The sequence below is a fragment of the Paractinoplanes atraurantiacus genome (assembly GCF_900215205.1).
Taxonomy (GTDB): domain Bacteria; phylum Actinomycetota; class Actinomycetes; order Mycobacteriales; family Micromonosporaceae; genus Actinoplanes; species Actinoplanes atraurantiacus.
In genome coordinates, this window is sequence record NZ_OBDY01000002.1 from 310,391 (window position 1) to 334,755 (window position 24,365).

At 70.0% G+C, this 24,365-nt stretch carries 16 protein-coding genes; 10 read left to right on the forward strand and 6 right to left on the reverse strand.

Features of this window, described 5'->3' with window-relative positions:
• Nucleotides 1–96: 96 nt before the first annotated feature.
• The gene (locus tag CRP55_RS07980; RefSeq protein ID WP_097319019.1) at nt 97–9,462 is read left to right on the forward strand and encodes a LamG-like jellyroll fold domain-containing protein; all 9,366 of its coding nucleotides are present in this window, start codon (nt 97–99) and stop codon (nt 9,460–9,462) included.
• A gap of 5 nt (nt 9,463–9,467) precedes the next feature.
• Nucleotides 9,468–10,040 (forward strand): suppressor of fused domain protein, encoded by a 573-nt coding sequence (locus CRP55_RS07985; protein ID WP_143234454.1) that lies wholly within the window; start codon nt 9,468–9,470, stop codon nt 10,038–10,040.
• Nucleotides 10,041–10,263: 223 nt separating this feature from the next.
• Here the strand turns inward: CRP55_RS07985 and CRP55_RS07990 are convergent, their stop codons facing one another.
• A complete protein-coding gene (locus CRP55_RS07990) occupies nt 10,264–10,692 on the reverse strand; it encodes a peptidase inhibitor family I36 protein (RefSeq protein ID WP_097319021.1) in 429 nt (142 codons plus the stop codon).
• A 201-nt stretch (nt 10,693–10,893) separates the two neighbouring features.
• Here CRP55_RS07990 and CRP55_RS07995 point away from each other — a divergent pair, with 201 nt between their 5' ends.
• A complete protein-coding gene (locus CRP55_RS07995; RefSeq protein ID WP_097319022.1) occupies nt 10,894–12,168 on the forward strand; it encodes a hypothetical protein in 1,275 nt (424 codons plus the stop codon).
• Here the strand turns inward: CRP55_RS07995 and CRP55_RS08000 are convergent.
• Nucleotides 12,130–12,750, reverse strand: a complete 621-nt coding sequence (locus tag CRP55_RS08000; protein ID WP_097319023.1) for a TetR/AcrR family transcriptional regulator — start codon at nt 12,748–12,750, stop codon at nt 12,130–12,132. The genes CRP55_RS07995 and CRP55_RS08000 overlap by 39 nt on opposite strands.
• A 116-nt stretch (nt 12,751–12,866) precedes the next feature.
• On the opposite strand from CRP55_RS08000, the gene CRP55_RS08005 reads away from it, so the two are divergent.
• A complete protein-coding gene (locus CRP55_RS08005) occupies nt 12,867–13,592 on the forward strand; it encodes an SDR family oxidoreductase (protein ID WP_179855098.1) in 726 nt (241 codons plus the stop codon).
• Nucleotides 13,593–13,852: 260 nt separating this feature from the next.
• Here CRP55_RS08005 and CRP55_RS08010 read toward each other — a convergent pair whose 3' ends face one another.
• Nucleotides 13,853–14,557, reverse strand: a complete 705-nt coding sequence (locus CRP55_RS08010) for a DUF5753 domain-containing protein (protein WP_097319025.1) — start codon at nt 14,555–14,557, stop codon at nt 13,853–13,855.
• A gap of 190 nt (nt 14,558–14,747) precedes the next feature.
• A complete protein-coding gene (locus CRP55_RS52830) occupies nt 14,748–15,050 on the reverse strand; it encodes a hypothetical protein (protein WP_179855069.1) in 303 nt (100 codons plus the stop codon).
• A gap of 148 nt (nt 15,051–15,198) precedes the next feature.
• Between CRP55_RS52830 and CRP55_RS08020 the strand changes: the two genes are divergently transcribed.
• Together CRP55_RS08020 and CRP55_RS08025 are read left to right on the forward strand one after the other, a co-directional pair.
• Entirely contained in the window at nt 15,199–17,859 is a 2,661-nt protein-coding gene (locus CRP55_RS08020) for an AfsR/SARP family transcriptional regulator (RefSeq protein ID WP_179855070.1), read from the forward strand.
• 57 nt (nt 17,860–17,916) lie between these two features.
• Nucleotides 17,917–18,333, forward strand: a complete 417-nt coding sequence (locus CRP55_RS08025; RefSeq protein ID WP_179855071.1) for a peptidase inhibitor family I36 protein — start codon at nt 17,917–17,919, stop codon at nt 18,331–18,333.
• Between the two features lie 24 nt (nt 18,334–18,357).
• On the opposite strand, the gene CRP55_RS08030 is transcribed toward CRP55_RS08025, so the two are convergent.
• Nucleotides 18,358–19,206, reverse strand: a complete 849-nt coding sequence (locus tag CRP55_RS08030) for a dienelactone hydrolase family protein (protein ID WP_097319029.1) — start codon at nt 19,204–19,206, stop codon at nt 18,358–18,360.
• A 58-nt stretch (nt 19,207–19,264) separates the two neighbouring features.
• On the opposite strand from CRP55_RS08030, the gene CRP55_RS08035 reads away from it, so the two are divergent.
• Nucleotides 19,265–19,822 carry an ABATE domain-containing protein gene (locus CRP55_RS08035; protein ID WP_179855072.1) on the forward strand — a complete coding sequence of 186 codons (558 nt, stop codon included), beginning with the start codon at nt 19,265–19,267 and terminating at the stop codon, nt 19,820–19,822.
• Nucleotides 19,823–19,836: 14 nt separating this feature from the next.
• Here the strand turns inward: CRP55_RS08035 and CRP55_RS08040 are convergent, their stop codons facing one another.
• Nucleotides 19,837–20,541 (reverse strand): FadR/GntR family transcriptional regulator, encoded by a 705-nt coding sequence (locus CRP55_RS08040; protein ID WP_097319031.1) that lies wholly within the window; start codon nt 20,539–20,541, stop codon nt 19,837–19,839.
• 182 nt (nt 20,542–20,723) lie between these two features.
• On the opposite strand from CRP55_RS08040, the gene CRP55_RS08045 reads away from it, so the two are divergent.
• From CRP55_RS08045 to CRP55_RS08055, 3 genes are read left to right on the forward strand one after another with little or no spacing between them, the layout of a single operon-like run.
• Entirely contained in the window at nt 20,724–21,785 is a 1,062-nt protein-coding gene (locus CRP55_RS08045; protein WP_097319032.1) for a sugar ABC transporter substrate-binding protein, read from the forward strand.
• Nucleotides 21,786–21,814: 29 nt separating this feature from the next.
• Complete coding sequence (locus CRP55_RS08050; RefSeq protein WP_097319033.1) at nt 21,815–23,332, forward strand: sugar ABC transporter ATP-binding protein; 1,518 nt, start codon at nt 21,815–21,817, stop codon at nt 23,330–23,332.
• Nucleotides 23,325–24,365, forward strand: a complete 1,041-nt coding sequence (locus CRP55_RS08055; protein ID WP_097319034.1) for an ABC transporter permease — start codon at nt 23,325–23,327, stop codon at nt 24,363–24,365. The genes CRP55_RS08050 and CRP55_RS08055 overlap by 8 nt, the downstream gene beginning before the upstream one ends.

Consider the following 24,365-nt stretch of genomic DNA (forward strand, 5'->3'; position numbering starts at 1 on the left):
GGTCCACTTTGACGGCCCGCACCGGCCACCGCCGCGGTGCATGACCGATGGGACGGACCGTTGCGCGGACGCCGAACTCTGGGCTTGTTCTTTTCGATGTCGCTGGCCGTCGGCGGCGCCGTGCCGCTGCCATTGGCGGCCGAGCTGGAACGGGGGCCGTCGGTCTTCGCCATGCTGGCCTCGCTGGGAGCCCACCTGAAGGCTCCGGGCCCGGGAGCCGGCCAGTCCCGCGGCGCGCTGCCGCAGCAACGCGACGGCGGCCCACGGCAGGCCGATCCGGCGGGGTCCGGCGCGACCCGGGCCGGCGGCGGCGCGGGCCGGGCGCCGGGCAAGGGCATCGGGGCGCTGCCGCCGGACGTGCCGGAGAAACGCACGGTCAAGAAGACCCTGGCCGGCAGCCGCAGCGCCGGCCTCGCCGCCAACGTGGCGCCGCAGATCGACGCGCAGTACCCGGCCACCGGCGCCGCCGTGCCGACGCTGACACCGGAGTTGCTGGCCGCCGGAAGCGATCCGGACAGCGGGCCGTCGGCCCTGCGCTACTCGTTCACCGTTCACGACGCCGCGGCGGCCGTCGTCGCGCAGTCCGGCGCCATCGCCGCGCGTGGCTGGACGGTGCCGGCCGGCGTGCTGCGCTGGGGCAAGACATACGTCTGGACCGTGACCGTCACCGACGGCTCCGCCACCAGCACCTCCCAGCAGCTCAACAGCCTGCAGCCGCGGTTCCCGCAGTCGCTGGTCACCACCGGTCTGTCGCAGAACGGCGGGCGCGGCTTCGACCCTGACACCCGCAACTACACGACCACGGTCACCGACCTCACCGTGCCGACGGTCGGTCCCTCCCTGTCGCTGGACCGCTTCTACAACACCCTCGACGTACGCCGGGACACCGCGTTCGGCGCCGGATGGTCGAGCATCCTGGACGCGAAGGCGACGGAGTCCCGCGACCGGGCCGGCGCGCTGCAGGGCGTCGTGGTGACCTACCCGAACGGCCAGGAGGTGGGCTTCGGCCGCAACCCGGACGGCACCTACGTCCCGCCCGCCGGGCGGTTCGCCACCTTCACCGCGATCAGCGGCGGCTACCGCCTGGTCGACAAGGACGGCACCGCTTACACGTTCACCCTCGCCGTCGGTGCCGGGCAGTACCGGGTCACCGCCATCACCGACGTACAGAACCGGGCCTTGACCTTCCAGTACACCGGTGGGCGGGCCGAGTCGATCACCGCCGCCTCCGGGCGCCGCCTGTGGATCGACTGGCGGCAGACCGGATCCGGCCGCTGGCATGTGCTCTACGTCAGCACCGAGCGGCTCGACCCGGACGACCCGGAGAGCAGCTACACCCACGAGTACCACTACGGGCCGGACGACGAGCTGAGCCAGGTCTGCCCGCCCGGCAACGACGGCAAGTGCACCGTCTACCAGCACACCTCAGCCTCGCAGCATCCGTCCATCGTGGCCAACGCGGGCCCGCAGTCGTACTGGCGGTTGACCGAGACGTCCGGCGCCGTCGCGGTCAGCGCCGTCCCCACGAACCAGGGCGTTGACAACGCCGGCTACACCGACGTCACCCTCGGCCAGCCGGGGCCGCTGACCGGCGCGACCGCCACCTCGGCCGGCTTCAACGGCACCTCCTCGCGCGTGGAGCTGCCGGCCAAGCTCGACGCCGCCACCGGCGTGCAGTCGGTGGCCCTGTGGTTCAAGGCGAACCCAGGCGACCGGGGCGTGCTGTTCGGCTACTCGGCCGACCCGATCACCAAGGCCACCACCGGCAACCATTACACGCCGGCGCTCTACATCGGCAGCAGCGGCCGGCTGCACGGAGGCCTGTGGACCGGTAGCCAGACCACGATCGCCACGACGGCCGCCGTCAACGATGGCAAATGGCACCACGTCGCGCTGGTCGCCGGGGCCGGCAAGCAGTGGCTCTACCTCGACGGGGCCGAGGCCGGCACCAAGACCGGGGCGGTGAACATCGCCGCCCTGACCGGCGGCAGCCGGCGCTACCTGGGCGCCGGCTTCAACGGCGGCGGCTGGCCGGACCAGCCGTCGACGACCGCCGCGCCGAGCTTTTTCAAGGGCTGGATCGCCGAGGCCGCCCGCTTCGACCGGCCCCTGACCGCCGACGAGATCGCCACCATGCACCGCGCCGGCACCACCGACTCGCACCCGGTCGTCGCCGTCCTGCGACCGTCCGGCAACGCCACCACCCGCATCGCCTACGACCGGGTCGACGGCACCGTCGACACGGTGACCGACACCAACGGCGGCGTGTGGAAGCTGGGCAAGCCCGGCGTCACCGGCTCCAGCAAGATCTACCAGGCCAGCGTGCTCAACGCCCGGCCCACCGACTACTGGCGGTTCGCCGAGTCGGGCACCTGGCGGCCGGTCAACCAGGTCATCGGCGGCGACGACGCCCACTACAGCGACGTCGGCCTGGGCAACAGCGGCGGGCCGGTGGGCGATCCGGTCGCCCAGTTCGACGGCGAGGCCTCGCACGTGGCGCTCGGCGACGGCAACGTGCCGCAGTCCGGCCCGGTCTCGATCAGCCTCTGGTTCAAGATGAACGCCGGGTCGAGCACCGGCGGCGTGCTCTACTCGTTCCAGTCGCACGAGATCTGGAACGATCCCGACGAGGACACCGACCAGTGGGTGCCCGCCCTCTACGTCGGGCGCGACGGCAAGCTGCGCGGCCAGTTCTGCTATTGCGACGGCGCCACCCCGATCACCACCGGCGGCACCGTCAACGACGGCCAGTGGCACCACGCCGCGCTCGCCGCCGGCGCCACCGGCACCACGCTCTACCTCGACGGCACCCCGGCCGGCACGGTCGGCCGCACCGTCGAGGTGACCGACGCCTGGAACCCGTACGTCGGCGCCGGCACCACGCTGAACTGGCCCTCGGCCGCCGCGGACAGCACCAACGGCTTCTTCCCGGGCTCCCTGGCCGAGTTCGCCTACTACCGGTCCGAGCTCTCCGCCGGCCAGGCCGCCGAGCAGTTCGCCGCCCGCGCCAAGTCGGCCGGCGAGCCGGTCAAGACGGTGATCACCACCGACCCCAACGGCAAATGGCTCACCGACGTCTACGAGCTGCCCGAGGACCGCCGGGTCGCCACCACCGACGCGCTCGGCAAGACCACGAGGTTCGGCTACGACACGGGCGGTTTCCTGCGCACCGTGACCGACCCCAACGGCCATGTCACCACCGACGAGCACGACGTCCGCGGCAACGTCGTGTCCACCGCGACCTGTCAGAACCGGGCCGCCGGGCGGTGCTCGACCGTCTACTACACCTATTACCCGGACGCCACGTCGACGACGCTCACCCCGGACCCCCGCAACGACGTCCTGCTGACCGTGCGCGACGGACGGTCCTCGTCGGCCGCCGACAACCGGTATGTGACCACGATGACGTACGACGCGAAGGGCAACCGGACGGCGGTCACCGACCCGCTCGGCCGGGTCACCCGCACCACGTACTCCGACGGCACGGGCACGGCCGTCGGCGGTGGCCTGGTGCCGGCCGGTCTGCCCACCGCGGTCACCACGCCGGGCGGAGCCCGCCGGAGCGTGGCCTATTACCGCAACGGTGACGTGGCCTTCATGACCGAGCCCACCGGCAAGGTGACCTCCTACATCTACGACCTGGCGGGCCGGGTCACCGACAAGACCGAGACGACCTCGAGCTTCCCGAACGGGCTCACCACCACGTACGGCTACGACCAGCTGAGCCGAGTGATCTGGCAGGTCGAGCCCCCGGTGACCAACAAGGTCACCGGCGTGGTGCACACCGCCTCCACCTCGATGTCGTACGACCCCGACGGTTTCCTGGTCGAGCAGCACGCGCGGGACACGACCGGCGGCGACGCTTCCCGAACGGTCTTCTACGCCTACAACGAGCACGGCCAGATCGCCACCGCGACCGACGCCTCCGGCCACGAGAGCCACTTCACCTACGACGTGCTGGGCAACATCGTCACCGAGACCGAGCCGGACGGCGGGGTGACCCGCCACGGCTACGACCACAACGGCCATCTCACCAGCACCACCGCCGTCGGCTGGACCGGTGACCCGAACAACCCGTCCCCGGCCCGGGACCTCGTGCTCGAAAGCAAGACGTACGACCCGGCCGGACGGCTCGCCTCCGAGATCGACGCGATGAACTGGGTGACGGCGTACACGTACACCGACAACGGGCTCACCGCCACGATCACCCGCCGCGATCCGGCCACCGGCGCCGCGTTCGCCGTGGAGGACAACACGTACGACGCCGGCGGCAACCTGGTCTCGCAGAAGACCAACAACGGTGTCACGCTCACCACCCACACCGTCGACGCCGCCGGGCGCACCACGTCCTCGACCCTGGACCCTTCCGGCGTCAACCGCGTCACCCAGTACGAGTACAGCGACGACGACGCGCTGCTGGCCACCAATCGGCGGGTCGGCACCGGCGCGGTCGAGGAGCGGCTGACGTACGCCTACGACGCTGCCGGCAACCAGATCTCCGAGGCGCTGTGGCTGGCCGGCGCCGACCGGGCCGCCCGCTGGCGGCTCGACGGCCTCACCGACGGCCGGGCTGCCGACGACGTCGGCAACGGCGCCCTCACTCCGGCCCCCGGGGTCACCTTCTCGGCCGAGCGTGGCGGCGCCGCCGTACTCAACGGCACCGACGGGCGGCTGACCAGCGCGGCCACCCCGGTCGACAGCAGCCGCAGCTTCACCGTCGCGGCCTGGGTGAAGCTGAGCGCCACCGGCCGGACCGGTCAGGCGGTCAGCGCCGACGGCAACAAGCAGAGCCCGTTCCAGCTGCGCTACGACGGCCCGGCCAACCGATGGCAGTTCATCACCAGCCAGTACGACAGCGCCGCGCCCGGCGCGGTCGCCTCGACCTCCACCTCGGCGCCGTCCACCGGCACCTGGACCCACCTGGCCGGCGTCTACGACGCGAGCGCGCAGACGATGCGGCTCTACGTCAACGGGTCGCCGCAGGACACCGACACCGGCGCCCGGCCGTTCGCCTCCTCCGGCGGCACGACCGTGGGCGCCGGCCGGTGGAACGGCACGGTCACCGACTTCTGGCCGGGCCAGGTCGACGACGTGCAGCTCTACCAGAAGGCGCTGACCGGCTCCGAGGTCACCGCGGTCCGTGACGGCAACGGCCCGGGCGGCGACGCCCGCGTCGTGCGCACCTCGTACCGGGTCGACGAGGGCGGGTTCGTTCGCGCCGGCACCGGGCCCAACGGCGACACGACCGACTACACGTACGACGAAGGTGACCGCCCCGCCGTGGTGACCGCCCCGGCCACCGCCGCCGAGACGGGCGGAAGCGCCCCGGTCCGCAGCCGGCCCACCAGCACCGTCGGCTACAACACCTTCGGCGATGCCGTCGATCAGCAGGACCCGGCCGGCCGCCGTACGACCAGCACCTACGACACCGCGGGCCGGCTGACGGAGACGCGGTATCCCACCTACCTGCCGCCCGGCGCCAGCACCGCTGTGGTTCCCCGGATGACGCGCACCTACGACGAACTGGGTCAGCTGCGCACGGTCACCGACGCGCTCGACCGGACCACCGGCTTCGCGTACGACCAGCTCGGCCGTGTGGCCTCGCGGACCGATCCGGGCGGGGCGGTCACCCGGCACACCTACGACGTGATCGGCGACCGCCTCTCCACCACCGCACCCGGCGGCGCGGTCAGCACCGCGACCTACGACTACCTGGGCCGGATGCTCACCAGCTCCGATGTGGTCCGGCAGGACGACAAGAACTACACCACCAGCTACGGGTACGCCCCCGGCGGCTGGTCCGCCTCGATGCGCAGCCCGGCCGGGGTGACCACCTCGAGGACGTTCAACGCGGCCGGGCAGGTGGTCACCAGCACCGACGGCGCCAACAGCGTGACGCGGCTCTACTACGACGGCCTGGGCCGCCAGGACGTCACCCTCCTGCCCAACGGCACCGAGCTGGGCATCGCCTTCGACAAGGCCAGCCGGCCGGTCGAGACCTGGGAGCTCGCCCCCGACGGCGACTACCTGGCCGGCACGTTCGCCGAATACGACCTGGCCGGCCACCCGACGGCCACCGTCGACGAGCGGAAGACCCGCACGACCTTCACGTACGACGCGGCGGGGCAGCTCACCTCCCAGCGGCAACCGGTGTCGGCGAGCGAGGCGATACAGACCAGCTTCGGCTACGACCTGCTCGGCAACCGCACCCGCTTCACCAACGGGCGGGGCAACGCGTTCATCACCACGTACAACAGCCTGAACCAGCCGGAATCGGTGACCGAGCCGTCGACCACCCGCTTCCCCGCTGCCGCGGACCGCACGTTCACCCGCACGTACGACGCCGCGGGCCGGGTCGTCGCCGATCGTTCGCCGGGCAACGTCACCGCCGCCTACGAGTACGACACCGCCGGCAACCTCACCCGCAGCAGCGGCGCCGGCGCGGAAGCGGCCACCGCCGACCGGGTCTTCGGCTACGACACCGACGGCCGGATGACCTCCGCGTCGGCGCCCGGTGGTACCAACAACTTCACGTACGACGACCGCGACCTGCTGCGCTCCACCGCCGGCCCGTCCGGTGCCACCGCCCTCACCTACAGCCCGGACGGCAACCCGGCGTCACGGACCGACGCGGCCGGCACCACCTCGTACACCTATGACTCGGCCGGGCGCCTGGGCACGCTGGCGAACGCCGGGGCCGGGCTGTCGGCGACGGTCGGCTACAACACGCTGTCGCAGCCGACCAGTATCCGCTACGCCGGTGGCAACACGCGGACCTTCGAGTACGACGACTTCCGCCGCCTCTCCCGCGACCAGATGCACACCCCGGCCGGGGCCGAGGTCGCCGCCATCGACTACCTGTACGACGTCGCCGGCAACCTGACCGACAAGACCACCACCGGTTTCGGCGGCACGACCGAGAACGCCTACACGTACGACCTCGCCGGCCAGCTCACGTCCTGGGACAACGGCGTCACCAAGGTGGCGTACGAGTACGACGCGGCCGGCAACCGCACGAAGGCCGGCGACCGCACGCTGGTCTACGACGCCCGCGACCAGCTCATGTCCTCCAGCGACGGGACCCAGTACACGTACACCGCCCGCGGCACACTGGCCCAGACGGTCAAGGGCGGCGCCACCACGACCACCAGCTCCGACGCGTTCGGGCGAGTGATCAGCCAGCAGGCCGCCGGCGGGCAGACCCAGACGTACGGCTACGACGCGCTGGGCCGGGTGATGCGGGCCGGCTTCAGCTACTCGGGGCTGGGCAACACGCTCGCCTCCGACGGTGTGTCCACGTACGTCCGGGATCCCGGGGGAGGCCTGTTCGGGACGGTAACCGGGGCCACCGCCCGATACTCGTGGACCGACCAGCACAGCGACCAGGTGGGCCAGTTCACCGGCTCCGGCGCCACCCTGAGCGGTTCCACCACGTACGACCCGCTGGGCAAGGTCCTCGCCACCAGCGGCATGACCGGAGCGCTCGGCTACCAGCAGGAGTGGACGGACACCAGCACGGGCCGGGTCAACATGCTGTCTCGCTGGTACAACCCGGACACCGGCCAGTTCGACTCCCGTGACTCGGTCACGAACAGCCCGGTGCCCAACCCCGTCGCGGCGAACCGTTTCTCCTACGGGAACAACTCGCCCCTGCTCGCCACCGACCCCAGCGGCCACGGCCCCATCGACTGGATCCGGAACCACACCATCGTTCCCCTCGCCAAGTGGCTCACCAAGGACCAGGGCGGAGAGCACAAGCTGATCTTCCTCGAGGCACGGATCGCCGGCGAAGCGAAAAAGGCGGCTCCCGCCAAGAAGACTCCAGCACCCCAGACCCCCAACGGAAGGGCGACGCCGACCAAGGGCGCCAAGGTCACCGGCACCGTGTCGGCCCCCGCGGGCAAGACCGGCGTGGCCAAGTCGGCCGATCAGGCGGCGAAAGTCCAGAAGAAGGTCGTCGAGAAAGCCGAGAAGGACGGAGGCGGCTGGCTCGACAAGGTGAAGCAGGTCTTCACCGACCCCGCCGCGGCGATCCGCGACGCCAAGGAATGGGTCCAGGAGAACTCCGACAAGATCATCGAGTACGCCGCGTACGCCGCGATCATCGTGGCCGGCTTCGCCTGCATGGGCATCACCGGCGGTCTGGCCAGCGCGGCGTGCTTCGTGGGCACCGCCGCCCTCATCAACCTCACCAAGGACGCACTCCAAGGCGACATCAAGAACTACGGCGACGCCTTCCAGTCCCTTGGCGAAGGTGCGGTCACCGGCCTGCTCAACAAGTTCGGCGGCCAGTTCCTCGGCCGTTTCGGTGGTCCGCTGGTCGCCCGGGCCAGTTCCAATGTGGTCAGCCGGTTCGTCACCAACCGCGGCGCCGACGCGGTCGCGTCCACCCTGGGCGACGCCGCCACCCAGCTGATCACCAAGGGCTCGGTCGACTACAGCGACGCGCTGACCGCCGGGGCCGTCGACGCCTTCATGCCCGGCCTGGGCCGGCGCTTCAAACTGAGCCGGGGCGGACCGACCCCGACCACCTCGAGCGCCCCGGACCTGTTGACGCCGGCTTCGCCGAAGATCGGCACCCGGAACACCCAGGGCCCCACCCTGGCCTGCCCGAGGCGCAACAGCTTCGCCCCCGGCACACCGGTCCTGATGGCCGACGGCTCCACCAAGCCGATCGAGGACGTCAAGGTCGGCGACCAGGTACGGACCACCGACCCGGCCAGCGGCCTGACCGGCGCCCGCAAGGTCACCGCGATCCACGTCAACCACGACCGCGCCCTGACCGACCTCACGGTGCGCACGAAGGACGGCAAGCAGGCCGTAGTACACACCACTCAGCACCACGAGATCTGGAACGCCACCACCGGGACCTGGACCGACGCCGGAAGCCTGAGCTCCGGCAGCGAGCTGCACGCCCTCGACGACCGCACAACCGTACTGGCGAAGCGCAACTTCACCGGCGCCCGCGATATGCACGACCTGACTGTGGAGCAGATCCACACGTACTACGTGGTCGCCGGCGAGGACCCGGTCCTCGTGCACAACGACAATGATGACTGCCTTCGGGCGGCGGACGGGCGATTCCTGCCGAACCCGAATCCGGAAGTGCCGGGCGAGGTGAACGCCGATGGTCTGGTGAGAGGAACGAATCAACCAGGTCAGGTGTCGAGTCGAGGCAAATTTCGCTCGGATACGACAAATGACGCTTGGGCGAGTGGCGACCCCGGCCCTACCGGCGGCCTGATGTGCCCGAGGCAAGGACCCAACTGCGTAGGCGAGGTTCATCGAATCCCGGGGCCCGGTCAGCATGCCGGCGACATGGGTCACTATCCGATTGCGCACACCAATCGCTGGTATCCGAACGACCGTGCGGCCGCCTTGGATCTTTATAATGAGGACATCCGAATAGAATGCATCCCCTGTAACCGGGGCGCCGGAAATCGGCAGGACGGTGTAGGGTGACGTCCGTGCCCGTTTTGATTGACCATCTCGAGCGTCGCCTGGGACGGATGACCAATAGCTGGCGGGGGGATTCCCGGCCGGGCTTGCCGACCTTCAACGTCGGAGGCTTCGCCGACGGTGTCATCGCCGACACCACCAGTTATGCCACCCTGGGCCTCAGTAAATTGCCGTTGCATCACCCCAGCCATGACAGGCATTTCTTCGTGGAGCTGATTGCTGCCGCGCACGACCCCGCCGGCGCCTTCCGCGATTCCTTCCTCGGTGCGCTGGAATTCATGTGGACGAGGAGCCTGAATTCACGTGAAGTGGTGCTGCGTGGTGACGTCGTATCGCTGCCTTCGGAGGTGATGGTGGCCTCTCGCTTCTCGTTTCTTTACGCAGCGCTGCCGGTTTACTACGATGACGCCTTCAAGTCTGTAGTTGTCGAGAGTGGCGACGAAGTGGCCGTTGTCTGGCTGGTTCCCATAACTTCCAGCGAGGCGAAGTTCGTTGCTGAGCGGGGCTGGAAAGAATTCGAGCAGGAACTTGTTAAAATCGACCCTGACCTGCTGGATATGAGCAGGCAGGCGATTGCCTAGTGCCCGGTCATGCGGCCTTGAGCGGGTAATCCGGGTGGCCTTCCAGGATCCGATTCGCGGTCCCCGTGATCTCCGGCAGCCTCTGGCCTTCGGCCGGCGGCAGAGGGCTGACGAACGCCTCCTGGCGTCGGCCAACCGGGCAGGCTGTCCCTCCCGCACAACAGCGGAAGGGACAGCCTGCGGCCCACTCCAGGTGGGTGACCGCCTTGGCGGCGGTGGGCTCCTACTCGTAGAAGCGGGCCGATGAGGCCCGGTTGTCCTGGAGCTCCTCGTCGTGGCCGAAGTTGAACGCCTGGCCGGCGCCGATGCCGTTGTAACGGCCCCTCTTCGACTGGTTGAAGTTGCCGTGCTCGTAGACCCAGAGGGTCCGGTTGGTCCGGTTGATGACCGACGACACCGAGTCATTCAGGTTGTGGCCGTTGTAGTACGAGTAGTTGCGGAAGTCGGCGGCCTGCCCCGGCCAGGAGGGGCTGGACATGCTGAGTTCCGGCAGAACGGCCACGCTTCCGGTCAGGTTGGCGTTCTCGTAGAAGCAGACGTAGCCGGCCTGGCACGTCCACGCCGCCTGGGCCGGCGAAGACGTCACGGCCAAGGAGCCGCCCAGGACAACGGCGGCCGCCGCCGCGCTTCGCAGGACAGTGCGCAGTTTCATCGAATCTCTTCCGTTCCGGTGAATTTCTCTTTCCGGCGGAACGTATCTCGCGGCACTTGACAGATACTTCAGCGCCCGGTAAGTGCGGCGTGCGCCGAGGGCACCGCCCGCGCCTTCGTCCGTACGGAGCAGTGGCTCCGTCTCGGTACCTTGCTGGAGTGCGCGCCATCCGGCCGTGCTCGACCGTCTACGAAGGACAATGTGAACCTGACCCGCTTCGGGCTGCGTGCCCGTCTCGGCCGGCCGGCCAGTGGCAGCGTGGTCGTCCTGTCCGTTCTGGTGGCGCTCGCCGGCGGTCTGCTCGGCGCGGCCGCCGGTGCCCGGCTCGGGTGGACGCTGCAGAAGCCGCTGCCCGCCGGCGCGGAGGCGGAGCGGCTCACGGCGACAGCCTTCCCGGGGCTGCCGGTGCTCGGCGGCGGCGACGCGCCGCCGTTCGTGCCCGCCTTCGGTGCCGACGGCGGTGAGATCTACGGCTTCGCCGAGTACTGGGTGCGCAACACCGCGGAGACCCGGGAGGTGCTGGCGTACACGAAGGGCGTCCGTGACCGTTTGGCCGGCGCCGGCTGGCGGATCCGCGACGACGTCTCCTACGACGAGGACCACGACCAGCCTTCGTGGAGCGCCGGGTTCTCGGCCACCCGAGGCGGGCTGATCCTGGTCTACAGCGCTTACTACGTGAAGAACCACCCTTGGTATGACTCCGACGGCTCGGCCGGCTTCCAGCTGTCCCGCAGCACGCCACCATGGCCGGCCCGGTTCGCGGTGCCCGGCGCGCTGCTGGCGGCGGGCATCGGCTGGCTGATGCTCGGCTGGGCGAGGCGCCGCAGCGAAGGCCACCCGGGGCGGGCCATGGGCGCGGCCGCCCTCGCCTGGTCGGCGATCGTCGTGGTCGCGCTGAGCCTGTTCTTCGTCCGCCTCTGGTTCTCGCAGCCCGGCCCGCTGGAGGGCAGTGCGCTGTGGACGACCTTGGATCAACTGTCCCAGGCGCCCACCACGCTGGCGCTGGGTTTGGGTCTGCTCGCCCTGGCGACGGCCGTCCTGCCGGCCCGGCTGCGGGTCTTCGCGGCGGCAGCGCTCGTGCTGATCACGGTGGGTGCCATGACCGGATGGCCGGGTTGGGCGCGCCCGGGATGCACGCCGTCCGGTCCGCCGGCTGACCTGCCGGCGGCCGAGGTCGCTTCCAGCCTGCTGGCCCGGGTGTACGTGACCGGGGACGCCTCCGACGACCAGCGCAACATCGCCGAGGCCGCGATCTGGCACGTGCCGTCCGTACGCACGATGACCTGGTCCGCCGATGTGACGGACCAGGATTTCCGGGACGCCTACTGCGGCGGCGGCCGGATCAACGGCGCCTCGCGGGCGACGCTGCCCCCGTTCTGGCAGCTCGAGCTGAGCAGCCCCGGCGCGTTCGGGGGCCTGGTGGCCGAGGTGGGCAAGCTACCCGGGGTGGCGGCCGTCCGGCACGCCGCCTCCTGACACCGGCCGCGCGGGCGGCGGATCGGGCAGGAGCTGGTCGGCGAGTGATCGTGCTGTGGTGGTGAGGGTGGCCGCGTCCATGCCGGTCCGGCTCATGAACAGCAGTCCTTGTTGCGCGGCCAGCAGAGTCCGCGCCAGGGAGATCGGATCTTCATCGGCGGGCAGGTCGCCCTCGCGCTGGGCGCGGGCGACGCAGTCACCGATCAGCGCGGTGGACGTCTCGTACGTGCGGTGGGCGTGATCGAGGACTTCGGGATCGGCGTGGCCGAGTTCCAGGGTGCTGTTGGCCATCAGGCAGCCACGCGACGTGCTCAGCTCGAGGATCTTGTGTAGTGCGTCCAGTGCCCGGGGAGTCGCGGCGAGGGACTCGCGGAGGTGGGCGTGCTGGTCGTCGGTGTAGCTGCGCAGCGCCCGGAGGAAGAGCTGGTGCTTGTCCCCGAACGCCGCGTACAGGCTGCCTTTGCCGAGCCCGCTGACCCGCATCAGGTCCTCCAGCGAGGTCGCGGCGTAACCGGCGTCCCAGAACTGATCACGGACGGCGGTGAGCACCTGCTTCTCGTCGAACCCTCGCGGACGTGCCATGCGATTCAGGATACGGGTTCTTGACCGTGCGGTCCACTACTCCTAATGTGGACCGCGCAGTCAAGAACTCGTGGTGTCGGGGAAGTGGGGAAACGGTGGGAAAGCTGGACGGCAAAATGGCGATCGTGACCGGCGGATCGCGGGGGATCGGGACCGCGATCGCGCTGGCGCTGGCCGGCGAGGGAGCCGACGTCGCGATCAGCTACGTGACCGCGGAGGGCCGGGCCAAGGCCGTGGTCGCCGACCTGGAGGCGAGAGGAGTGCGCGCGGCCGCGTTCCGTGCCGACCAGGCGGACGTGACGCAGGCGGTGGGCCTGGTCCATCAGGTGGCCGAGCGGTTCGGGAAGCTCGACATCCTGGTCAACAACGTGGGCATCGGCGGTGGCGGCCGCATCGACGACGCCGATCCCGACGAGGACGCCATCGAGCGGCAGCTCACCGCCAACTACAGGAGCCCGGCGGCCGCGATCCGCGAGGCGTTGCCGCTGCTGCCCGACGACGGGCGGATCATCAGCATCAGCTCGGGCGTGGGAACGCGGGCCGGATTCCCCGGGATGGCGTACTACACGGCGACGAAGTCGGCTCTCGAGGGCTTCAGCCGGGGCGTGGCCCGCGACCTGGCGGGCCGCGGCGTCACGGTCAACGTCATCCAGTCCGGATTCGTGGACACCGACGCCAACCCCGCCGACGGCCCGGCCGCGGCAGTGTTCCTTCCGACAACGTCGATGGGGCGCTACGGCCGGGGAGAGGAAATCGCCGCGGGCGTCGTCTTCCTGGCCGGTCCCGAGGCCTCCTACGTCACCGGCGCGGTACTGAGGATCGACGGCGGATACGGCGCCTAGCTCGAGCTTCGACCCGCGGGTCCGCCCGGGACAGTCCCGAGCGACTCGGAGCACGCGTTTCCCGGGCGGGGGAAGATGTCGCCCGAGCCGCAAACCGGGCAGGTGACGACGACGTGGACACCGCACGTGCAGTTGCGCCGTTCCTGTCGTGGAGGCGTATCGGCGAAGACCTCGTCGCACCATCGGCATATGGCGGGCGCGGCTCGGGTGTCGAGGGCGGCGTATCGGTGATAGCTGTAGGCCACAATCCGCGCCCCGGTTCAAGGCTTGCCGAGGCTGGCCAGGGCGTCGTCGAGCTCGGCCATGGTGTCGGCCGGCTTGCCCGCCTTGAGTGCGAGTTCTTCCATCGCTTGACGATAGGGATCGGATGCGGCTGTCGTGTCGAGGAAAAGCGGATCCCCGATATGTTCGATGTAGACGACATCCGACAGTTTGGTGATCGTCTGACGGAGGATGGAGAAGGAGTTGCCGATGCCCCGCCGGCCACCCACGCCGGACGGTGGCACCTGCAGACTGACGCTGGGCAGCCAGCTGACCTGGCGGAGAAACTCGATTTGTTCACGCATGACCTTCTTTCCGGGGAACGCCTCGGACAGGGCTGCTTTGTCGACCAGAGCCCACAAACGAGGTGCTCTGCCGCGCAGAATCTCCTTCTGCCGCTGCATGCGGACCCGTACACGCCGGTCGATCTCGGCCGTGTCGGTGTACCGGAGGCGGATGACGGCCTCGGCGTAAGCGGGCGTTTGCAGTAGCCCGGGAACGAACCTCACCTCGTACGTCCTGATGTGTTGCGCCAGCGACTCGAGGATCAGGTACGAGCAGAGGGAGCCGCCCAGAACGGTGCGGTCGTCGTGCCACCACTGCGGCTGGCTGAGGTGGCGAACGAACCGGACCAGGGCTTCCAGCTGATGGGGCTCGGTCAAGGCGTACATCTCGAGCAAGCGGTGCAGATCGTCTTCGGTCACTCCGATCTGGCCGCACTCGATCCCGCAAACGGCCGGTTCGTGAGGGAGCACTTGGCTGTGCACGCGGCGTATGGTGCCGGAAGAATAAGCGTCAAGGCAATCGCATCTGCAAAGTTGCACGTGAATGGTGACCAGGACAGAGCAACGCCCTCCGTCGTGAATCTCAGCGGAGGGCGTTGCTCTGTCCTGGTCAGCTTGCGTTGGCGGTCTGCCAGCCGCGCTTGATGATGCGGGTGCTGCACGGCCCCGCCGTGGACCAGTTGTTGATGGTCCTCCAGGAGCCGTACTGCCTGAATATGGTTTGGCCGCTGGAGGACTCGCAGTCCTGCCAGGCCCGGATGAGTCCGGTGCCGGAGGTGAACCTCACCGACGTCTGAGTGCTGGTGTATCGCGTCTTGATGCCACCCGGCGCGGCCTGGGCCGCCGTCGGCACGGCCAGCAGAGCGGTGGTCATGGCTGTCGCGGCGGCCACGGCAGTAAGGGATCGTGTCATGAATTTTCCTCTTTCCGGTGGCGGTGATGGCGCTGCGTCTACCGTGCTTGATGCCGGTCGATATGTTGTGGAAGAACTGTTGAACGCGGGGGCCGTCATGCGGTTTCAGCTGCTCGGAGAGCCGCGCGTGCACGCTCATGGACGGGCGATGGCGATGGGGCCGCCGAAACAGGCGGTCGTTCTCACCGCCCTGCTCCTCGACGCCAACCGGCCGCTCTCCACCGAGGTGCTCGTCGAGCGGGTCTGGGGAACCGAGGCCCCCGGCCACGCGCCGCGCACGCTGCACACGTACGTCTCGCGCATCCGGCAGTTGCTGGAGCCGGCGGGCGGCCCGATCCGGTTGCACCGCCACCGCAGCGGCGGCTACCTGCTCGAGCTGCCCGAGGAGTCGCTGGACCTGCACGACTTCCGGCAGCTCGTCACCCAGGCGACCGAGCTGGACCGGGCCGATCCGAAACGCGTCGTCCTGCTGCGCGAGGCCCTGACGCTGTGGCGAGGTCAGCCCCTCGCCGGCCTCCCGGGCGACTGGGCCACCCGGGCGCGCACCCTGCTGATCGACGAGCGGATCGATGCGACCGTCCACTGGGCCGATGCCGAGATCCGTACCGGCAACCCGGCCGCGGCGATCGGGCCGCTCACCGAGCTCGCCGAGCAGCACCCGCTGGTCGAGCCGCTGGCCGCCGCGCTGATCCGGACACTCGCCGCGGCGGGCCGTACGGCGAAAGCCGTCAATCAATTCCTTTCCGTACGCCGTCGCCTGGTCGACGAGTTGGGCGTCGAGCCCGGCGCCGAGCTGCGAGCGGCCCACCGGGACGTCGTGCGCCAGACACCAGAGCCCGACGAGATCATTCCGGCCCAGTTGCCACTCGACGTGCCGGACTTCGTCGGCCGCGACGCCGAGCAGCAGCGGTTGCACGACCTGGCCCGGACCGCGGTGATCGTCATCTCCGGTACGGCCGGCGTCGGCAAGAGCGCGCTGGTCGTGCACTGGAGTCATCGGGTGCGCCGCCGTTTCCCCGACGGCCAGCTCTATCTCGATCTGCTCGGCTTCGACCCGGGCGGCACCGCGTTGAGCGCGGTCGATGCGTTGCGTAGCCTGCTCATCTCCCTGGGCGTGCCCGCCGCGCGCATCCCGGCCGAGCTGAACGCGCGGTCGGCGCTTTATCGCAGCGTTCTCGCCGACCGCCGCGTGCTGGTGGTGCTGGACAACGCGGCCCATGAGCGCGACGTGCGCCCGCTGCTGCCTGGCGCGCCGAACTGCCTGGTCGTCGTCACCAGCCGCAGCCAGCTGCCCGGCCTGGTCGCCGCCGAGGGCGCCCGGCCCATGGAGCTGGGTCTTCTGCCATCCGCACCGGCTCGGGAGCTGTTGAGCCGGCGGCTCGGCGCGCGGCGTGTCGCCGCCGAGCCGGCCGCCGTGGACCGGATCATCGCTGCCTGCGCCCGGCTGCCGCTGGCGTTGACCGTGACCGCCGCCCGGGCACTGCAGCAACCCGGGCAACCGCTGTCGCGGCTGGCGGAGCAGCTGCACGCCGTACGGCAAAGCCTTGATGCTTTTGCCGGGAATGACGAGGCGACCGACGTACGAGCTGTGCTGTCCTGGTCCTATCGGGCCTTGACCCCCGAGGCGGCCCGGCTGTTCCGGCTGCTCGGCCTGCATCCGGGTCCCGACGTGTCGTTGCCGGCCGTCGCCGCCCTGCTCGGTGAGCCGATCGAGGTCGCCGAGCGGCAGCTGCGAGTGCTGACGCGGGCCAGCCTGCTCAGCGAGCACCGGCCGGACCGGTACCTGTTGCACGATCTGCTCCGAACGTACGCCGGCGAGCTGATGCGGCCGGAGGAGACAGCGGGGCCGCGCGCCCGGATGCTCGACCACTATGTGCACTCGGCCTATGCCGCCGACCGGATCCTCTATCCGCACCGGGAGGTTCCGGAGCTCACCACCGAGGGCCCGGTGACGAGACCGGCCGACCACGCCGCGGCGCTCGCCTGGTTCGCCGAGGAACACCAGGTTCTGGTACGGCTGGTCGGGTACGCCCACGACGCCGGGCTCGACTCCGGCGCCTGGCTGCTGGCCAGGGGTTTGACCACGTACTTCGACCTTCAAGGTCATTGGCAGGACTGGGTTCTCACCCAGCGGATCGCGCTGTCCTCGGCCACCCGCTCGGGTGATCCGGCTGGAGCGGCGTTCGCCCACCTCAACCTCGGTCTCGCCTTCGCCCAGCTCCGCCCGGAGGATTCACTGCGCCACCTGCGGCTCGCCCTCGACGGCTACCGGTGTCTCGGTCAGGCGAAGGGACAGGCACACACGCACAACGCGCTGGCCCGGATCCTCGGCAGCCAAGGCGATCCGCGGCAAGCGCTGCGCCAGACCGAACAGGCGGTCGAGCTGTTCGGCCGGGTGGGTGACCAAGGCGCGCAGGCTCGGGCGCTCAACAACCTCGGCTGGTATCACACCCAGCTCGGCGAGAGCGACCGGGCGCTGGCCTGCTGCCGGGAGGCGCTGCGGCTGCATCGCCGCATCGGCGACCGGTACGGCGAGGCGAACACACTGGACAGCCTGGGTCTGACCTATCACCACCTCGGCGACCACGACCGGTCGGTACAGGAATACCGGGCGGCGCTGGAGGCGTGGCGTGAGGTCGCCGACCGCTACAACGAGGCCGGCACGCTCGGCCGGCTGGGCGACACGTACCGCAGCCTCGGCGAGGCCGGTGAGGCCCGGAAGGTGTGGGAGAGGGCGCTGACCATGCTGACCGACCTCGGCCATGCCGACGCGGAACAGATCCGCCGCAGCCTCGACGCCCTCCACTAGACATTTCTTCCACATCGCTTCCACACGGTGGGCGCACCCTCGTCAACCATGACATCAATGAGAGAACGCCGGCTGACGGCCGGCATCGTGAGCGTCGCGGCCATGGCCACGGCGTCGCTGTTCGCCTTGTCGGCACCGGCAGAGGCGGCGCAGGCGGTCTGCATCGAACCGGAGCCGGCCGCGCTCTACCTGTACGAGAACCGTAATGGCAGCGGTGACGTCTTCCAGGCCACCGCGTCCGTCATCGACTTCCGCGTGTTCGGCTTCAACGACAAGGCCAGCCGGGTCTGGAACAAATACGATTGCCGGGCCTGGGTGCTGTACGACGACAACCAGTTCGAGGACCGGCACTACTGCATCCGGCCCAACCAGACGGTCGACCTGCATCTGGAGAAGTGGAACTTCGGCGATAAGATCTCGTCGGTCAAGAAGCTCACCGGCAAGAGTTGCAGCGGCTACCCGACATTCGGCTGATCAGCGACGCCGCGCTGAAGGTGGTCAGCAGAGGTCCAGGCGTCTGTTCAGCCAAGCGGTGCGGTCGAGCTCGGCGGCGTGGTCGAGGAAGTGGTCGGCGTCCGGGTACAGCGACACCTTCGCGGCCGGTGCGGCGGCCGCGAAGGCCGCTCTCGTCTCGGCCGGTATGTAGACGTCCTGGCCGGCGAATTGGAAGTACAGGCCCCGCCCGAGACGGCTGACGTTGTCGACCGGATCGAGGCCGCGGAACACGTCATGGTAGGAGGGTTTCTCGGCGGCGGGCAGGTCGAGCCAGTACTTGTCGAACCAGTTCGCCCAGGTGGCGTCCGGCGCCAGCAGGACGGCGGCGCGCATCACCGGTTCGCGCTGCGCCAGTAAGGCGGCGTACATCGCGCCGTAGTCGTGGCCGACGACGGCCGTCCGCCGGGTGTCGAGCCCCGGTTGGCGCAGCAGGTACCGGTACGTAGCGGTGACGGCCGCCAGCTGCCTGGCCACCGCCGTCCGGTCCCGCGCGTCGCCGACCGGATCGGCCGTCCAGGGGAACGTCAGCTGCGGCAGGACGGCCACCGCGCCACGGGACGCGGCCTTCTCGGCTTCGGCCAGGAACTCGGTGCGGTCCTGGTTCGGCTCGCCGGGCGCGAACCAATGCAGATAGAGGACCCCCGCCAACGGCCGGGTCCGATGCGCGGGCCGGACCACGTACGCCGTGACCGGCGCCTGGCCGGCCACCGGGATCCGGACGTCCTGCACGGTCACCGGTAAGGGAGCCGCGGGGTGGGATGTGTTGTGGGCCGCGGCCGGAGCCGTCGTCGCCGCGCTGGAGAAGGCGACGGCGGCCAGAAGCGGTATCGTCAGCTTGTAAAATGTTTTCATAGCTGACGACCGTAGGTGGTGCCGGACGCCGGGGTCAAGAGGGGGCAAGATGGCGCGGGTGAGTTCCGTGCCCGCTGACGATCCGGCGCTGGAGCTGGTGATCGACTTCCTGAACACGTACGACGATCTGGCGACGCCGCCCGACCGGTTGAGCATCCAGCGGGTGACCGAGCTGCTGGACCGGCACGGGCAGCCGGCCCTGGCGCTGCGCGCCTCCGACCTGGAATCGCTGCGCCGGCTGCGCGAGCGCCTGCGGCCGGCCTTCGCCTCTCCTGACGCCGCCGGGAAAGCGGCGGCGGTGGACGACGTGCTCCGGACCGAGTCGGCCCGGGCCACCGTGGTCGTGGACGATGCCGGCACGGTCGCGTTACGCGCGACCGGTGGTGACGGTCCCGTCGGGCAGCTGGCTGTGCTGCTCGCCGACGTGCTCGCGCGCGCCCTGTCGACCGGGGGCGCCGACCGATTCGGCACGTGTGCCGCCGATCCTTGCCATTGCGTATACCTGGACCGCACACGTTCGGCGCGCCAGCGCTACTGCTGTCAGCTGTGCAACGACCGGATGGCCGCCGCCGCCTACCGCCGCCGGAGCCGCGCGGCGAACCCCGGACCGGCGTAGGCGCCGGCGACGCCTCAGATCTCGTCCGGTTCCGCCGTCTCGGCCTCGAGGTGGGCGCGCAGCCAGGTCTCGGTCGTGGCGACGTGCAGGAGCGCCGCCGCGTGGGCCAGCGCGCCGTCGCGCGCGGCCAGGGCCGCGTAGATCGCTTCGTGCTCGGCCAGGGTCCGTCCCGCGGCGTTGTCGTCGACGAGGCCCCGCCAGACCCGCGCCCGCAGAGTCCGGCTCGACACGCCGTCCAGCAGCGTCGACAAGGTCCGGTTGCCGGTGGCGGCGAGAACGGCGCGGTGGAACGCGGCGTCGTGCTCGTTGAGCAGCTCCACGTCGTCGCGGGCGCCGCGCATGGCCTCGAGATGTCCGCGTACGGCGTCGAGCTGGTCCGCGGAGATGCGCTCGGCGGCCAGGCCGGTCGCCACCGGCTCGAACAGCCGGCGTACCTCGGTCAGCTCCAGCAGGGTGTGACCCTGCAGCAGCTCGACCGCCACGCCCACACCCTCGAGCAGCAGCTCGGGCTCGAGGCTGGTGACGTAGGTGCCGGTGCCCCGGCGTACCTCCAGGACGTTGGCCACCACCAGAGCTTTGACCGCTTCCCGCATGAGGTTGCGGCCCAGGCCGAGCTCGGCGGCGAGCTGCTGCTCGGGCGGCAGCCGGGAGCCCGGGCGCAGCTCCCCGGTGAGGATGAGCTCACGGATGCGGGCGATGGCCTTGTCCGTCAACGACACTGTCGGTCCTCCCTGCCGGTGAGCCCAAGGTAGCAGAGACATCCCATGTCAAGGACGACTCGGCTTCGGTTAACTCGGCATTACGCGGCAATTTCGGCGCGATCTATAGACAGCGGTCAGTCGGCGGGTCTACAAAGACATCCCATGTCTGGTGTCATCGAACGACATAGATCGGAGCACCGATGAGACTTCGAACCGGCACCGCGGGAGCCGCGCTTCTGCTGGCCGCCGCACTCACCGCGGCCTGCGGCGACAGCGGCGGCGCCGGCGCCTCCGCCGACGGCAAGCCCCTGGTCGGGGTGGACTACCCGCGCTCCGACACCGACTTCTGGAACTCGTACATCAAATACACGCCGCAGTTCGCCGGCGAGCTCGGCATCGATCTGAAGACGACCAACTCGCAGAACGACGTGGCGAAGCTGACCGCCAACGTGCAGACCTTCATCAGTCAGGGCGTCAAGGGCGTCGCGATGGCCCCGCAGGACACCGCCGCCGTCGCGCCGACGCTGCAGCAGCTCGAGGCCAAGAAGATCCCGGTGGTCACCGTCGACACCCGGCCCGACACCGGAAACGTCTTCATGGTGGTGCGGGCCGACAACCGGGCCTACGGCGAGAAGGCCTGCCAGTTCCTGGGGGCCAAGCTCAACGGCGCCGGCAAGGTCGTGATGTTGCAGGGCGGCCTGGACTCGATCAACGGCCGGGACCGCACCGAGGCGTTCAACGACTGCATGAAGAAGAACTACCCGAACATCACCGTCTTCGGCGAGGCGACCAACTGGGACGGCGCCGTCGCCTCGCAGAAACTGCAGACCCGGCTCACCGAGCATCCCGACATCAAGGGCGTCTACATGCAGTCCAGCTTCGCCCTGGCCGGCACGAAGCAGTTGCTCAAACAGCGCGGCCTGCTGGTGCCGCCGGCCGACCCGAAACACGTCTTCGTGGTCAGCAACGACGGCATTCCGCAGGAGCTGAAGGACATCGCCGCCGGCGAGATCGACGCCACGGTGTCGCAGCCCGCCGACCTTTACGCCAAGTACGCCCTGTCGTACGTGAAGGACGCCATCGACGGCAAGACCTTCCAGCCGGGACCGACCGACCACGACAGCACGATCATCCAGGTCCGGCCGGGACTTCTCGAGGACCAACTGCAGGCCCCGCTGGTCACGGCGGACGGCGCCACCTACGGCGGTGTGCCGAGCGTGAAGTCCGACGACAAATCGCTCTGGGGCAACAACCTCAGCTGAGGCGGCGCGGCGAGCGGAGGCAGCACGACATGAGTGACAACCGAGACGCCGCGCCGCCCGTGGTGGAGGCGACGAAGATCAGCAAGCGGTTCGGATCCACCGTGGCCCTGCGCGACGCCGGTCTGGTCGTGCGGCCGGGGCAGACGCACGCTCTGGTGGGCCGCAACGGGGCCGGGAAGTCGACGCTGGTCTCGATCCTCACCGGACTGCAGCAGCCGGACGCCGGCCGGCTGCGGTTCGGCGGGCGGCCGGCGCCGAGGATCAACGACCGGGACGGATGGCGCCGCGAGGTGGCCTGCGTCTATCAGAAGTCGACCATCATCGGCTCGCTGTCGGTGGCCGAGAACCTGTTCCTCAACCGGCAGGACCGCGGTCGCGCCGGTCTGCTGGACTGGCCGGGTGTGCGGCGGCGGGCGCGCGAGCTGCTGGCCACCTACGGGGTGGACGTCGACGTACGCACCCTGGCCGGCGACCTCTCGGTGGAGCGGCGGCAGTTCGTCGAGATCGCCCGCGCGCTGTCCTTCGGGGCGCGGTTCATCATCCTCGACGAGCCCACCGCCCAGCTCGACGCGGCCGCGATCGCCCGCCTGTTCAGCAAGATCCGCGAGTTGCAGGCGCAGCGGGTCACCTTCCTGTTCATCAGCCACCACCTGCAAGAGGTCTACGACATCTGTGACACGGTGACGGTCTTCCGGGACGCCCGCTGGATCGTCACCGCACCGGTCGCCGAGCTGCCGCGCGCCGACCTCGTCGCCGCGATGACCGGCGACGCGGGCGGCCTGACGGCGGCCCGGGAACGGCCGGCGGTCGACGCCGCCGCGACGCCCACGCTGCAGGTCAGAGATCTGATCGGAGACAACTTCGCCGAGCTGAGCCTCGACATCCGGCCGGGCGAGATCGTCGGCGTGGCCGGAGCCGGCGGCAGCGGGCGGACCGAACTGGCCGAGACCATCGTCGGGCTGCGGCGGCCCGCGTCCGGGACGACCACCGTCGGCGGCGCGCCGGTCAAACCCGGCGACGTCGGCGCCGGCCTCGCCGCGGGCATCGGATTCGTCCCGCAGGACCGGCACCGCCAGGGCTTCGTCGCCGACATGTCGATCGCCGACAACGCCACCATGACGATCGCCGGGCGCCTGGGGCGGGCCGGCCTGATCAGCCGGCGCCGGACCGGCGCGGAGGCGCGCGCCATGATCGAGAGCCTGGCGATCAAGACCACCGGTCCGGAGCTCGCGGTACGCGCGCTCTCCGGTGGCAACCAGCAGAAGGTCGTCATGGCGCGCGCTCTGGCCAGTCATCCGCGCCTGCTGGTGCTGATCAACCCGACCGCGGGCGTCGACGTCCGGTCGAAGGAGTTCCTGCTGAGCAAGGTCGACGAGGCCGCCGACCGCGGCACCGCCGTGCTCGTCGCCTCGGACGAGCTGGACGACCTGCGCCCCTGCGACCGGGTCCTCGTGCTGTTTCAAGGGCGCCTCGTCGCCGAACTGCCACGGGGCTGGCACGACCACGAGCTCGTGGCCGCGATGGAAGGATTGAACCGGCATGTCTGACACCGCAACCGCGCAGGCGTCCCAGCGCGACGCACCCGACCCGCCGCCGCGGTCCGGCCGTCGCCCGGCCCGCATCCGGTTCGCCCGGCTGCGCGATCTGGTGCTGGTGCCGGCGATCGTGGGGATCGCCGTCATCGGGCAACTGGTCAGCCCGGTGTTCCTCAACCGCGACAACCTGATCAACATCCTGCAGACGATGTCGGAGATCGCTCTGCTGGTGCTGGCGCAGACCCTCGTCCTGGTCGCGGGCAGGATGGATCTGTCCCTGGAGTCGACCTTCGGCCTCGCGCCCGGCATCGCGGCGTGGCTGACCGTGGCCGCCGGCGCCGGACACGGCCTCGGCGTGCTCTCCGGCGTCTGGTCGGTGCCGATCACGTTGCTGGTCGGCGTTCTGGTCGGCGCCGCCAACGCGGTGCTGATCGTGCGGTTCGGGCTCAACGGATTCATCGTGACCCTGGGCATGCTGATCGTGCTTCGCGGCCTGCTCACCGGCATCTCCGGCGGCCAGACGTTCTTCGGCCTGCCCTCGTCGATGATGTACCTCGGCACGGCCGTGTGGCTCGGGCTGCCGGCGTCGGTCTGGCTCTGCCTGGCGCTTTTCGCGGTGGGCATCGTGGTGCTCGGCTACACCCGGTTCGGCCGTGCTCTCTATGCCATCGGCGGTAACGCCGACGCCGCCCGGGCCGCGGGCATCCGCGTCGAGCGGGTCCTGACCATCGTGCTGATCGTGGCCAGCGTCCTCGCCGCCCTCGGTGGCCTGCTCCTGTCCGGGCGACTGGCATCGGTCGCCGCGGCGCAGGGGAACGGCTACATCTTCACCGTGTTCGCCGCGGCGGTGATCGGCGGCGTCAGCCTCAACGGCGGCAAGGGCACCGTGTTCGGTGCCTTCACCGGCATCCTGTTGCTCTATCTGATCCAGAACGTGCTGACCCTGGCGTCCGTGCCGGCGCAATGGATCGGCGCCCTGAACGGCGCGATCATCCTGATCGCCCTCGTGCTCTCGCGGATCACCTCAGGCAAGGCACAGGACTGA

Excerpts from the sequence above, each read along its gene's own strand:
- CRP55_RS07980 (WP_097319019.1), top strand. The coding sequence starts at position 97 with ATGTCGCTGGCCGTCGGCGGCGCCGTGCCGCTGCCATTGGCGGCCGAG.
- CRP55_RS07990 (WP_097319021.1), bottom strand. The coding sequence starts at position 10,692 with ATGAAACTGCGCACTGTCCTGCGAAGCGCGGCGGCGGCCGCCGTTGTC.
- CRP55_RS08000 (WP_097319023.1), bottom strand. The coding sequence starts at position 12,750 with ATGGCACGTCCGCGAGGGTTCGACGAGAAGCAGGTGCTCACCGCCGTC.
- CRP55_RS08005 (WP_179855098.1), top strand. The coding sequence starts at position 12,867 with ATGGCGATCGTGACCGGCGGATCGCGGGGGATCGGGACCGCGATCGCG.
- CRP55_RS52830 (WP_179855069.1), bottom strand. The coding sequence starts at position 15,050 with ATGACACGATCCCTTACTGCCGTGGCCGCCGCGACAGCCATGACCACC.
- CRP55_RS08020 (WP_179855070.1), top strand. The coding sequence starts at position 15,199 with ATGGCGATGGGGCCGCCGAAACAGGCGGTCGTTCTCACCGCCCTGCTC.
- CRP55_RS08025 (WP_179855071.1), top strand. The coding sequence starts at position 17,917 with ATGAGAGAACGCCGGCTGACGGCCGGCATCGTGAGCGTCGCGGCCATG.
- CRP55_RS08030 (WP_097319029.1), bottom strand. The coding sequence starts at position 19,206 with ATGAAAACATTTTACAAGCTGACGATACCGCTTCTGGCCGCCGTCGCC.
- CRP55_RS08045 (WP_097319032.1), top strand. The coding sequence starts at position 20,724 with ATGAGACTTCGAACCGGCACCGCGGGAGCCGCGCTTCTGCTGGCCGCC.
- CRP55_RS08050 (WP_097319033.1), top strand. The coding sequence starts at position 21,815 with ATGAGTGACAACCGAGACGCCGCGCCGCCCGTGGTGGAGGCGACGAAG.
- CRP55_RS08055 (WP_097319034.1), top strand. The coding sequence starts at position 23,325 with ATGTCTGACACCGCAACCGCGCAGGCGTCCCAGCGCGACGCACCCGAC.